The sequence below is a fragment of the Hyphomicrobium sp. DMF-1 genome (genome assembly GCF_027886585.1).
Lineage (GTDB): Bacteria > Pseudomonadota > Alphaproteobacteria > Rhizobiales > Hyphomicrobiaceae > Hyphomicrobium_C > Hyphomicrobium_C zavarzinii.
In genome coordinates this window covers 4,196,812-4,208,136 of record NZ_CP115706.1, presented here as the reverse complement: position 1 = coordinate 4,208,136, position 11,325 = coordinate 4,196,812, and the positions used below count along the sequence as shown (strand labels likewise).

The 11,325-nt window shown below is 60.7% G+C and carries 15 protein-coding genes and 1 pseudogene; 12 read left to right on the top strand and 4 right to left on the bottom strand.

Going from position 1 to position 11,325, the window contains the following annotated elements; all coding sequences use genetic code 11:
• The first annotated feature begins 91 nt into the window (after positions 1 to 91).
• Together PE058_RS19280 and PE058_RS19275 are read left to right on the top strand one after the other, a co-directional pair.
• Positions 92 to 349 carry a hypothetical protein gene (locus tag PE058_RS19280; RefSeq protein ID WP_271029159.1) on the top strand — a complete coding sequence of 86 codons (258 nt, stop codon included), beginning with the start codon at positions 92 to 94 and terminating at the stop codon, positions 347 to 349.
• 742 nt (positions 350 to 1,091) lie between these two features.
• Positions 1,092 to 1,535, top strand: coding sequence for a hypothetical protein (locus tag PE058_RS19275; protein ID WP_271029158.1), 444 nt, complete (start codon positions 1,092 to 1,094; stop codon positions 1,533 to 1,535).
• Here the strand turns inward: PE058_RS19275 and PE058_RS19270 are convergent.
• The 3 genes and pseudogenes from PE058_RS19270 to PE058_RS19260 all read right to left on the bottom strand — a co-directional run bounded on the left by PE058_RS19270 (position 1,528) and on the right by PE058_RS19260 (position 2,624).
• Positions 1,528 to 1,827, bottom strand: a complete 300-nt coding sequence (locus PE058_RS19270; RefSeq protein ID WP_271029157.1) for a hypothetical protein — start codon at positions 1,825 to 1,827, stop codon at positions 1,528 to 1,530. The two genes, PE058_RS19275 and PE058_RS19270, sit on opposite strands and share 8 nt — an antisense overlap.
• Positions 1,817 to 2,095, bottom strand: a pseudogene (locus tag PE058_RS19265) (zincin-like metallopeptidase domain-containing protein); the annotation flags it as partial. The pseudogene PE058_RS19265 and the gene PE058_RS19270, both read right to left, overlap by 11 nt.
• Positions 2,096 to 2,213: 118 nt before the next feature.
• Positions 2,214 to 2,624: a MerR family transcriptional regulator gene (locus tag PE058_RS19260; RefSeq protein ID WP_271029156.1), complete on the bottom strand. Its 411-nt coding sequence runs from the start codon at positions 2,622 to 2,624 to the stop codon at positions 2,214 to 2,216.
• An 88-nt stretch (positions 2,625 to 2,712) separates the two neighbouring features.
• Between PE058_RS19260 and PE058_RS19255 the strand changes: the two genes are divergently transcribed.
• The 7 genes from PE058_RS19255 (at position 2,713) to PE058_RS19225 (ending at position 8,439) form a co-directional block, all read left to right on the top strand.
• Positions 2,713 to 3,117, top strand: coding sequence for a mercuric transporter MerT family protein (locus PE058_RS19255; RefSeq protein WP_271029155.1), 405 nt, complete (start codon positions 2,713 to 2,715; stop codon positions 3,115 to 3,117).
• A gap of 21 nt (positions 3,118 to 3,138) precedes the next feature.
• Positions 3,139 to 3,444, top strand: coding sequence for a mercury resistance system periplasmic binding protein MerP (merP, locus tag PE058_RS19250; RefSeq protein WP_271029154.1), 306 nt, complete (start codon positions 3,139 to 3,141; stop codon positions 3,442 to 3,444).
• Positions 3,441 to 3,695 (top strand): mercury resistance system transport protein MerF, encoded by a 255-nt coding sequence (gene merF / locus PE058_RS19245; RefSeq protein WP_271029153.1) that lies wholly within the window; start codon positions 3,441 to 3,443, stop codon positions 3,693 to 3,695. Before merP ends, merF begins: the two co-directional genes overlap by 4 nt.
• Before the next feature lies 1 nt (position 3,696).
• Positions 3,697 to 5,118 carry a mercury(II) reductase gene (gene merA, locus PE058_RS19240; RefSeq protein ID WP_271029152.1) on the top strand — a complete coding sequence of 474 codons (1,422 nt, stop codon included), beginning with the start codon at positions 3,697 to 3,699 and terminating at the stop codon, positions 5,116 to 5,118.
• A gap of 101 nt (positions 5,119 to 5,219) precedes the next feature.
• Positions 5,220 to 6,491, top strand: a complete 1,272-nt coding sequence (locus PE058_RS19235; RefSeq protein ID WP_271029151.1) for a site-specific integrase — start codon at positions 5,220 to 5,222, stop codon at positions 6,489 to 6,491.
• Positions 6,488 to 7,447: a tyrosine-type recombinase/integrase gene (locus PE058_RS19230; RefSeq protein ID WP_271029150.1), complete on the top strand. Its 960-nt coding sequence runs from the start codon at positions 6,488 to 6,490 to the stop codon at positions 7,445 to 7,447. The genes PE058_RS19235 and PE058_RS19230 overlap by 4 nt, the downstream gene beginning before the upstream one ends.
• Positions 7,444 to 8,439, top strand: a complete 996-nt coding sequence (locus PE058_RS19225) for a tyrosine-type recombinase/integrase (protein WP_271029149.1) — start codon at positions 7,444 to 7,446, stop codon at positions 8,437 to 8,439. The genes PE058_RS19230 and PE058_RS19225 overlap by 4 nt, the downstream gene beginning before the upstream one ends.
• Here the strand turns inward: PE058_RS19225 and PE058_RS19220 are convergent, their stop codons facing one another.
• On the bottom strand, positions 8,440 to 9,177 hold the full coding sequence (locus PE058_RS19220) for an ArdC-like ssDNA-binding domain-containing protein (RefSeq protein ID WP_271029148.1): 738 nt from the start codon (positions 9,175 to 9,177) through the stop codon (positions 8,440 to 8,442).
• A 263-nt stretch (positions 9,178 to 9,440) separates the two neighbouring features.
• On the opposite strand from PE058_RS19220, the gene PE058_RS19215 reads away from it, so the two are divergent.
• From PE058_RS19215 to PE058_RS19205, 3 genes are all read left to right on the top strand, one after another.
• On the top strand, positions 9,441 to 10,121 hold the full coding sequence (locus tag PE058_RS19215) for a hypothetical protein (RefSeq protein ID WP_271029147.1): 681 nt from the start codon (positions 9,441 to 9,443) through the stop codon (positions 10,119 to 10,121).
• 176 nt (positions 10,122 to 10,297) lie between these two features.
• Complete coding sequence (locus PE058_RS19210) at positions 10,298 to 11,062, top strand: Crp/Fnr family transcriptional regulator (RefSeq protein WP_271029146.1); 765 nt, start codon at positions 10,298 to 10,300, stop codon at positions 11,060 to 11,062.
• Positions 11,040 to 11,324, top strand: coding sequence for a hypothetical protein (locus PE058_RS19205; protein ID WP_271029145.1), 285 nt, complete (start codon positions 11,040 to 11,042; stop codon positions 11,322 to 11,324). The genes PE058_RS19210 and PE058_RS19205 overlap by 23 nt, the downstream gene beginning before the upstream one ends.
• Position 11,325: the final 1 nt, after the last annotated feature.

Here is an 11,325-nt window from a genome sequence, read left to right as displayed (position 1 = left end):
GCTAAGTTGATCCCAATAAACCGAAGTTCGTTTTGGGTGCTCAATCGAAACACCTGGGCTGCCGATGCTCTCAACATTAGCGAGGCAAAGTATGAAAAAATTGGTGGCCGACGCTGAAGGGCACGAAATTAAGATGGGTGATATCGTGGTTCTGAGAACGCTGCCGCCCGAATTGATAGCCGGTTTGCCAACCAAAGATGTTCGCGCGATTGCCTCGCAAGTCGGTCAGAGAATGGCTGTCGTCGGGTTCGATCAATATGGAAACGTAGAATTGGACTTTGAAAGCTCAGATGGAACACTTCATACAATTTTTGTTTCGGGAATCCAGTTAAGAAAGGAGATTTCCTGACTGTGCGACATCTCAAGGCTGCAACAGGTTCGAGCAGCTGGGGATACGGGTATCGACGAACCAGATGCCTGCGGGCATCCCGCATTGGGAGCATATTCTTATGAAGCGGAGCGCAATTTGGGCTGTGGCTGCCGGCATAGTATTCTCCATGCTGACCATTGTGGATCTGTATGTAGGTGATGTGGGAGGGGGTGCATCCGGGAAATTCACGCTTCTAATTCGCGCGGCCGAGATTTTGGTTGGGGTAGCTCTAGGAGCGCTTACGCGGGCGGAACTGTGGTCAAGTGTCGTTTGGTTTCAAGCCGCACCATTGGGTGCTCGACTTTTTATTCAATCGCCTTTCTCAAGTCCGGCAAATAATATGTGGCCGATAGGCATCGGAATAGAAATAGTGTTTTCTGGGATAGTATTTGTGTTTATGCTCGCGGCGCTTTGTCTGGTGAAGCGAAGCTTTCCCCGCGCGTAGTCTTTCAAGCGAAGTACTTCGCGCCGTTGCCGAAGAGTTGAGCGGGTGTAACGCACGCTCATTGGCTCCTAAGGCGGGAGTGTTGAGATGCAACAGAGGGCGAACGAGATCGGCGTTGTTAGACTCCCATTGCATACGCCGTGGGCACACACGGTTCTGGACCGAGCGCAGGTTTGTCAGACTGCGTCCATGCGAAATCGCCGCTGCCCTTGTTGCTCCTATACGCTGACGTCGTGGACGGACGGCGAGTATTGCCAGGTGTGCCGTCGAACATTTGTGAAACGATCGCTGCTTTACAGAAAGTGCCTCGGCTGGGTGAGCATTCCCGAGCGTTTGCTGGGGTGCATTGCCTCGAAGATCGACCCCACGGAGGAGCTACGGCAGGTCTTTGTATCGGAATGGCATTGGCCGTTTTTCCGCTACGTGAAGCTGAGGGATGTGGACGGGTACTGGGATGCGCGGCGGGCACGTGGTGAAAGCGTGGAAGGGCCGATGAACCTGATCAGACAGAAGGGGGCCATTGCTCTTCGCAAGGCGATTGGGTGCGTGGGCGGGATTATTGGGGAGATATCGGTACGGGATACTCTGTTCGGTATGGGACAAGGGGTTGCCTGCCTCGTCGGAGTGGCGTTGTGGTTGGCACTGATGACCTTGCTGTGCGTGACGAGCTTGCTGCTGACGGGCAGGATGCCGTGGAGGGTGAGGCGTCATTTCACTTGAACAGGTCTCCTTGCCTGTGACGGACGACAGCGTGGAGATAGGTGGGGTTTTGGGCCTCGCGGTCTGCCCAGGCTTTGAAAAAGGATACCGCGCCGCCGGCCGCCTCGAGTTCCGCCTGCTCCAAACCATGGCGACAGTATCCGCGTACGCCAAGCGGAAAGGGGATATCCTCCGGGGCACGCAGGGTGATGACGGTCCATCCCGTGATATTCCGATCGCGGGTGGTGCAGACTCGGCAGGTGATGCCGCGCCAGATAAGCGTTTCATAGATCGTGGCTCCGTTACGCGGCATTCTGTGCCTCCTTGGGCATGAAGCCCATGAGGTAGCGCGCCGCTTCCGCAGCTTTTGCAGCCGCCGTGAAGATGGCTTTCTTGTCCTGTTTCATGACCGTGAGCCAGTGCAAGAGGTACTGGGCGTGGTCTTTGCGCGGTTCGGCGCAGATGCCGAGCTCGGCGCACAGATAGGCGGCGCCCAATTCCGCGACCAACTCCTCGAAGGCGTAGCCTGACGTTCCGAAGCGGCCGCTGAGATCGCGGGCCAGGCGTTTGGGGTTGCCCGACCAGTGGCCATTATGCCGATATCGGCATAAGACCCATTATGCCGCCTTCCGGATTATGCCGCGCCGACACGACTCCTCCCGAACAGGGCGCAATCATTGCCGATCGACATCGGCATAATCATGAGCCCTTGGAGAGCGCGTCCAGGATCGGGCAGTCCGGGACGGCATCGCCGCCGCATTGGGCGGACAGTTGCGTCAGAACCCGTTCCAGCTTCTTGAGATCCTTCACCTTGCGGCGGATGTCGGTGACATGCGTGTCCGTCATCGTCTTGACGTCGCCGCAGGTGAGGTCATGGCCGCGCACGAGTCCGAGCAACTCGCGGATCTGGTCGAGCGAGAAGCCAAGCTCCCGGCCGCGGCGGACGAATGTTAGCCGCTTGAGGTGGCCCGCGTCATAGATGCGCTGTCGGCCCTCATTGCGCGGCGGCGCCGGCATGAGGCCGATTTTCTCGTAGTACCGGATGGTCTCGATGTTGACGCCGGTCGCAGCGGACAGTGCTCCTATGGGGAACTGGGCGGCTCGCAACAACTTGATCCTCCGTGAAAATTATTCTCTTGAAGCTGTAGTGACTACAGGTCGCATAGTGGAAGAGTAAATGCAAGAAGGACGATCAAAGATGGCTCTGAGCACCGAGGCACACGCGACCGAATCCGCGCCTGATCAATCGGGCAGCGAGCAGGCCCGTGGGCGATGGATTGCGGCCGGCGGCATTCTCGGCGCGCTGGCGGCCTCGTCGTGCTGCATCCTGCCGCTGGTTCTGTTCAGCCTCGGCATCTCAGGCGCGTGGATCGCCAACCTCACGGCGCTTGCTCCCTTCAAGCCGTACTTCGCGGCGGGCACGCTGGCGCTCCTCGGCTACGGCTACTACCTCGTCTATGTAAAGCCAAAGCAGGCCTGCGCCGATGGCTCGTGTGCACGGCCACTGCCCAACCGCCTCGTCAAATCGTCCCTGTGGATTGCAACGATGCTGGTGGTCGTGGCTCTGGCCTTCGACTTCGTGGCACCGCTGCTGCTGAACTGAACCTCAATAAGGAAAATCATCATGAAACGTCTCGTCACGCTTGCCACTTTGAGCATCGGCCTATTGGCCTCCGGTGCCGCCTTCGCCGCCGAGCAGACCGTCACGCTTTCCGTCGCCAACATGTCGTGCGCCACCTGCCCGCCGACTGTTCGCAAGGCACTGAGCGCCGTTCCCGGTGTAACCAAGGTTGTGGTGTCGCTTGAGCAGATGTCGGCGGTCGTGACGTTCGATGATCAGAAGGCGACCATTGCCGCACTAACTGCTGCTGCGACCAATGCTGGTTATCCAACCAAGCTCGCGGCGGCAGCCGCGACGAAAACCCAATGAACGACTCTGCGCTCATCAAGACTGGCGCCATCGGTGCTGTGGTGGCGGCCATATGCTGCGCAACTCCGGTGCTGGTCATCGCACTCGGCGCAGTCGGGCTGTCGGCGCTGACAGGCTATCTCGACTACGTGCTGCTGCCGATCCTCGCTCTGTGCATTGGGCTGATCAGCTACGGTCTTTACAGACGTCGGCAGAGCGCAGCCGCCTGTTGCACTTCCGAAAGTACCAAGACGAACACACCAGGAACCTGACATGAGCGATTGCTGCGCCGGTAACGGCAAAGGTTACGATCTGGCCGTCATCGGGGCCGGCTCGGCTGGATTCTCCGCCGCCATCACGGCGGCCGAGCAGGGCGCGAACGTCGCGCTCGTCGGCCACGGCACGATCGGCGGTACGTGTGTCAACGTCGGCTGCGTTCCGTCCAAGGCGTTGATCCGCGCCATGGAGAGCGTGCATCAGGCGGGCGCGTCGGTGCGCTTTGATGGCATCCGCGCAAACGGTGCTGTGACGGATTGGGCGGCGCTCGTCGCCCAAAAGGACGCGCTCGTGTCAGGTCTTCGGCAGGCGAAGTATGCGGACCTGCTGCCGGCCTACAACAACATCGCCTATCTCGAAGGCGCGGCGCGCATATCGGAAGGGGGCGTCGCGGTGAACGGATCGCTCATTCGCGCGCCGAAGGTGATCATCGCCACGGGAACACGGCCTGGCGTGCCGGCGATTCCCGGCATCGACAGCATCGATTATCTGACCAGTACCACGGCGCTCGATCTGAAGGACTTGCCCAAAAGCCTGATCGTGGTCGGCGGCGGGTTCGTCGGCGTGGAGTTGGCCCAGGTCTTCGCCCGTGCCGGCGTCAAGGTGACGATCGTGTGTCGCAGCCGCCTGCTGCCGACGGCAGAGCCCGAGATCAGCGAGGCGCTTGGCGTCTACTTCGAGCAGGAGGGGATCACCGTTGTTGGCGGCGTCACCTACGAGCGCTGCCGGAAGACGGATGAAGGCATCGAGTTGTCGATCCGAAAGGGAAATCGGAGCGAGATTATCACGGCAGAAAAGATGCTCATCGCGACGGGCCGCAGCCCCAACGTCGAGCAGCTCGGGCTTGCCGACGCAGGCATCCGACAGACCCAGAGCGGGGCCATTGCGATCGACGACCGCATGCGCACATCGCGTAAGGGCACCTATGCGGCAGGCGACGTGACTGGACGAGACCAGTTCGTATATATGGCCGCCTATGGCGCAAAGCTCGCGGCGAAGAATGCGCTCAACAGTGATAGTCTCGTGTACGACAACAGCGCCATGCCCGAAGTGGTGTTCACCGATCCGCAGGTGGCCAGCGTTGGGCTGACCGAGGCCGCCGCGAAAACGACCGGCCACGCAGTGGCGACGTCCGTCCTCTTGCTCGACAATGTGCCGCGTGCGTTGGCCGCCCGTGATACGCGCGGGCTCATCAAGCTCGTCGCCGATGCGAAAACACGCAAGCTGCTTGGCGCTCATATCCTCGCCCCTGAAGGCGCCGACAGCATCCAGACGGCGGTGATGGCGATCAAGTTCGGTATGACGGTCGAGCAGCTGGGCGAGACGATCTTCCCCTATCTCACGACGGTCGAAGGCTTGAAGCTCGCAGCGCAGACGTTCAACAAGGACGTCAAGATGCTGTCTTGCTGCGCGGGATGAACGGGCCGCTCCGAGTTCTGCACAGATAACGCGTGGCCCGATCTCGCGGGCCTCGTCTGCGCATGGGCCTTTGCTCCTTCCAACCAACGGAAGGAGGCACCATGCCCTGGTCTACCAGAAAGCCCACAGCCATCGAGATCGCTCCGAACTGGCTGAAGCCCTACTGCGAGCAGTTCCTGCAGAAGCTCGTCGATCAAGGTTACACGCCAGCGACGATGCGGACCTACGAAGGAGCCGCGCGATTGCTCTGCGAGGCGGTCGCGAGCAGAGGATTGCGCAAGGGCGAACTCGTCGGCCGGACGTTGTCAGCGACGCATGCCGCCGCACTCAAGGCGATGCACCCGAACAAGTACAATCAGAAGCGCTTCTGCCTGGAGCGCTTCATCGACGTGCTCGTCGAGGCCGGCGTCGCCGATCGTCCAAAGCCGAAGGAAAAGGCGCTGACGAGATTGGATCGCCTGCAGGCCGAATACGAGAGTTATCTCTGCGACCAACGCGGACTGACGGACGCGACGATCTATCACTGCATCAGCTTCCTCAAGCGCTTCATGGCCTTCCGGTTCGGCGAGACACTTGGCAACCTCGACGAGATAACCCCGCACGACGTCGTCGACTTCTTGCGGAAGCTCCGCGGCGGCACGGCGCCACGAGACAAGACGGGGCCATCGCACCTGCGCAACTTGTTCCGCTTCCTGTTCTGGAGCGGCAAGACGAAGCGCGATCTGGCAGCGTCGATCCCGCGCGCCCGACAACCGGCGAAGAGCACGCTGCCGCGCTATCTGAAACCCGACGAGGTTGAAAAGCTGCTCGACGCCGCCTGGGCACCGACCCCGGTCGGCCGGCGCAACTACGCCATGCTCATGGTGCTCGCGCGTCTCGGCCTCAGAGCGCCCGAGGCCATTGCCATCCAGCTCGACGATATCGACTGGCGCAACGGCACGATCCTGATCCGGGGCAAAGGCAAGCGGCATGATCGGATGCCACTGCCCGACGATGTTGGCAAGGCCATCGTCGACTATATCAAGAACGGTAGGCGTGGACGGTCGCGGACGCTGTTCGTCTCCAGCACGCCGCCGAACAAGCCATTCGTGGACGCCCAGATCCTCAATACCGCACTCAAGCAGGCGTTCGAGGAAACCGGTCTCAAGCCGCCACAGAAGTACGTCGGCTCGCACCTGCTCCGGCACAGCCTCGCAACCGACATGCTGCGCAAAGGGGCGTCACTCGACGAGATCGGCGACGTGCTGCGACACCGCTCCCGCATGTCGACAACGATCTATGCGCGGCACGATGTTGACGGTCTGCGTTCAATCGCGCCGCCGTGGCCGAACGAGAAGCGCGCTCTTCGCGCCGCGAAGGATGCCCGCGCATGACCACGATGACAGAACGGCTCGAAGAGTACATCGCGGTGCGGCGCAGCCTCGGCTACGACCTGTCCTTCACGGCTCGCGTCATGCGCGGCTTCGCGGCATTCGCCGATCGCGAAGGTGAGGATCATGTGACTGTCGATCTCTTCCTTCGCTGGAAGGAGAGCTTCGGCAAGGCCAGCAACAACACCTGGTCGACCCGGCTCGGTATGGTGCGCGGCTTTGCCGGCTGGTTGCAGGGGCAGGATGCTCGAACTGAGGTGCCGCCTGCGGGACTGATCGCCGGCAAAGTGCGACGCGGCCGGCCATACATCTACTCCGAGGCGGAGCTGGCGGCGATCGTCGTTCGGGCATCGAAGCTGCCTTCCCGCTACGGCATGCGGGGCTTGTCGTGCTCGACCTTGTTCGGGCTGATCGCTGTGACGGGCCTTCGGATCAACGAAGCCATCGGGCTAGACGACGATGACGTCGACCTCGACGCAGGCGTCATCACGGTCAGACGCGGTAAGAACGGAACGGCTCGCTATGTACCGCTGGCGCCAAGCACCGTAGTGAGGCTACGAGCGTACCGCGCCGAGCGCACACGGCTGCTGGAATGCACGCCCGGCCCGTTCTTCCTAATGGAAAGCGGTCAGCGCCCGACCGACTGCTGCGCACGTTATAACTTCGCTCTGGTCAGCCAGTCGCTCGGCCTCAGAGAGCCGCAACGCTTCTGCAAGCACGGCTGCGGGCCCCGTATCCATGACCTGCGGCACACCTTCGCGGTGCGCACAATCATCGGCTGGTACCGCAAGGGGCTCGATGCGGATCGGGAGATGATCAAGCTGAGCACCTATCTCGGCCACGCGAAGCCGGAGCACACCTACTGGTACATCGAGGCCGTGCCTGAGTTGCTGCAGCTCGCATCACAACGCGCCGAACGCACCCTGGCAGCAGGCATATCGAAGGGGAATGGACGATGAAGACATATGCACTATCAGCCTACTTGCAGCGGTTCTTCACCGAGCGGCTCGGCGCGCAGATGAAGGCCAGCCAGAACACGGTTGCGAGCTATCGCGACACGTTCCGCCTGCTGCTTCTATATGCCGCCGATGAGCGGAAGAAAGAGCCGACAGCACTGCAGGTCGCCGACATCGACGCCGATCTTGTCGCCCAGTTCCTCACCGATCTCGAGAAGACGAGAGGAAACGGAGCACGGAGCCGCAACACGCGGCTTGCGGCGATCCGGTCGTTCTTCAAGTACGTTGCTGTCAATGAGCCGCAGCTGCTGCATCATTGCCAGCGTGTGCTTGCCATGCCGGCCAAGCGGCACGAGAAGCGGGCGATCGACTATCTCGACCGTGACGAGATCGAAGCCGTCATTGCAGCCCCCGACCTCTCGACATGGCATGGCCGTCGTGACCGGGCGATCCTCTTGCTCACATTGCAGACGGGCTTGCGCGTCACGGAGTTGATCACGTTGACGTGCGATGACATCGCCCTCGGGAGCGGCGCGCACGTCCGTTGTATGGGTAAAGGCCGGAAGGAGCGCGCAACTCCGATCCGAAAGGACAGCATCAAGCTTCTTCGCGACTGGCTGGCCGAGCGCAAAGGCAAGGCGGACGATCCGCTGTTCATCAGCAATCGCGGCACCCGCCTCAGCCGCGATGCCGTGGAGGGCATCGTTCGCCGGCACGTCGATACGGCATCGAAGACATGCAAATCCTTGCGCTCGAAACGCGTCACGCCGCACGTTCTTCGCCACAGCGCGGCGATGCAACTCCTGCACGGCGGCGTCGACCGTACGGTGATCGCGCTCTGGCTCGGTCACGAATCTGTCGAGACGACGCAAATGTACATCCACGCCGACATGAAGATGAAGGAGAAGGCAATCGCCAAGACCCGGCCGATCGAGGCAAAGCACGGCCGCTACCGCCCGAGCGACAAGCTGCTCTCCTTCCTGGAGGCGCTCTGATTATGCCGACATGCCGCGCTGGCGTTGCGCACCTGTCCCCAGGATCGACGATCGGCGCGGCATAATCCGGAAGGCGGCATAATGGGTCAGCTCGTGTGCTGCGGTGGACTCAAACTGGAACGTCCTTTCGCCCGCATCGTCCTGTGTGAAGTGCTTTTCATCCGGAAGTTGGATGAAGTCGGCCGAGGGGACATAGAATGCCGCCTCACCGCCGACGCGCACATCAGCACCTGTGGCTTCAAGAAGCGCGCGCATTAAACCATGCCGCTCAAGGGGAGGCATGGCGGGGGCTTCAGGAGGCGGGAGATACCCCTGCGTCTGGCTTTCGTGGAAGACGTGGGTGTGCTTGGCGACGAGGCGCTTTCCGTCGTCGTCGGGGCTATCGGCCGAAGGCTCGACATCGTACTGCTTGTAAAAGCAGATGGGGGTCCCTTTTTCGCCAGTCAGCACGGGTTTCTTGAGTTCAAGCCATTGCCGGAAGGTCGCCCAGCGTGACGGGCCCACGTAGCCGCGCTCGGCCGCGGTACACCACAAAACGATGACATTGATGCCGTTGTAGGCGTTGTTGGTGAGTGCGTTGACGGGGAGGGTGAGCCCGATCCCGGAGCGCTGCCACGGCATGCGGTATTCGCCTGGATTGGATTCGATGGCCGCGACGATGGCGTCCGTCACCTGTTGGTAGATGTCGATGGGTGGTTTCCTGGTCATGGGATGCTTCCTTTCTTGAACGAGCCGCATCCGCTGCGCGGCTCGTGCGCCGTCCTGAAGCCGGGCCGGCCGGGGCCCGTCACCCGCAGGGCGCGGCAACGCCGCGAGGCAACGTCCTTGACGGGAGGGCGGCCCGGCTTAGGCGCAGGCTTTCGAGCCGCGAAGCGCGTGAAAGAAGAGAAGCTCTGTGTGTGTGAAGCAGCCGGACCAGATGAGAGGGATGGTGTGTGTGTGCTCTTGCGGAGAAAGCGGCGCTCGCGTATACAATAATCAGTATAAGGAAAGAAATGTGAGTGAGCTTCGATAAGCGAGCTGTTTTGCAGCGTGATCACCCGGAGCGGTATGCGACGACTGGTTTGGATTGGGGGAACTCGGAGCACTACGAGGCGATCGCCAACGGACTTTTTCAGACATTGATGGGCCTGCTTGCCCGACGGCAGGGAATGCTTGCTCATGCTGAAGGAGAGGTTCTGCGGCGGCAGCAAGCCCGTATCGAGCAACGCTTGTCGGTTGTTGAGCGTGCTCTCTTCAGGAGGAGTGGGCACGTTCCGCGCCGGATGGAGGACGCGGTTGTTGTTCACGGGCTCGAAAAGATGGCGGATGCCTTTGAGGATGGCGCTGCTGCATGGCTGCTATCGAAAGCCGAAAAGGGGAGCAATGTGCTTGCCGGCACGATGCTGGGTGTTGGCGTGGGGTTCGCGGCGACCGTGCGCGGTCACGGGATGATTGAGCGGTTTACGGTTGGTCCGTTCGGTGGGCTGTCGAAGATTGGGGCAATGGTGACGAGACCTGATGTCCTGGTTGAGCTTGAGGATCTTCCTGAGCTTGATGCGCTGGTGCGGAAGGCACGGGAGATCCCGACGGGGCACGTGGTGACAGCAAGCTGTCAATCGAGCGCCTCCTTCTGCGAATCGATCGATGCGGTGTTGGTGAGGTTGCAAACGCGGGATCAGGAACGGGATTGGACTGCATAAGGAGGGCGGGGAAATCCCCGCCGTGCCTTACGTTGGGTTGGGGTGTTGTTGCATTATTGCCTTTTTGATGCCCGTAAACTGTTTTGATATTCCTCTTGTTGGCTGCTGACCTTTCATGAGCTGTGTGAAATTTGCGCTATTTTTCACTTGTGAGCGATGGGTTAGACTTGATGTGAATGAATATTGCCCCGGCTTTGAATGGGATACTTGGTGATACCAAACGTGTGGCTCCGTTGTTGCGGAGCCGTCTTTTCGGCGAGCTTGATCCGGAGACCGCGGAGCGGGTGGCGCGAGTTGGGATCATCAGGAAATTTGAGCGCAACGTGCGGATCATCAATCAGGGTGATAGCCCTGTTGGGATCTTCATCATCCTTGAGGGAAGGGTGAAGGTGTTCCGTTGCACGGAAGACGGGGACGAAATCATCACCCGCTTGCTGGGGCCATCGGAAAGCCTGCTGGAGAATGTTGTATTCTATGGAAGGCCGTCGCCAGTCTGTGCGGAGACGGAAAGCGATGCGGTGTTGTTTGCCATCCCTTCGAGCTCGTTGACGCATTGCATCGGAAGCTTTCCGCGCTTTGCAATGAATATGCTTGGCGTTCTGTCCGAACGGACAAATGAGCTCATGTACCAGCTCGAACTGGTCACGATGCATCCTGCGGTCGAGCGTGTCGCGCACTTCCTGCTCCGGGTCATGCTTGAGAGTGGAGGGCCGAAGGTGGAGTTCACGCTGCCTTACGAGAAGGCCGAGGTCGCCAACCACCTTGGGCTAACGCCGGAAACGTTCTCGCGTTGCCTGAAATTGCTTTCGGCTCGTGGCATCCAAGTTCAGGGCAGGCAGGTGCGGCTTGAGGCGCGGGATACCCTCTGCTTCGCTGGATTACAAGGCCCCGCGCAACAACTTCCGCAAGGTGACCCACATGCGCGAAAGCCTGTGGGATAATTTCCAAAACAGCCTGCGCATGATGGTGGCGGGCAGCGTGCCGTTCGAGGTGCGCACTACGGTGCACACCGATCTGTTGGATGTCGCGGACGTGGCGCAGATGCACGCCGACCTCGAGGCCTGCGGCTACCGTGGAAGCTATCATGTGCAGAACTACCGGCACGGTCCGACGCTCGGCGATATGGTCCGCCAAGATGCGGTTCTACAGGTGGCGGCGCTCCCCGTGGGGCAGAAGGTCAGGGTGAAGTTCCGCAATTTCTGAT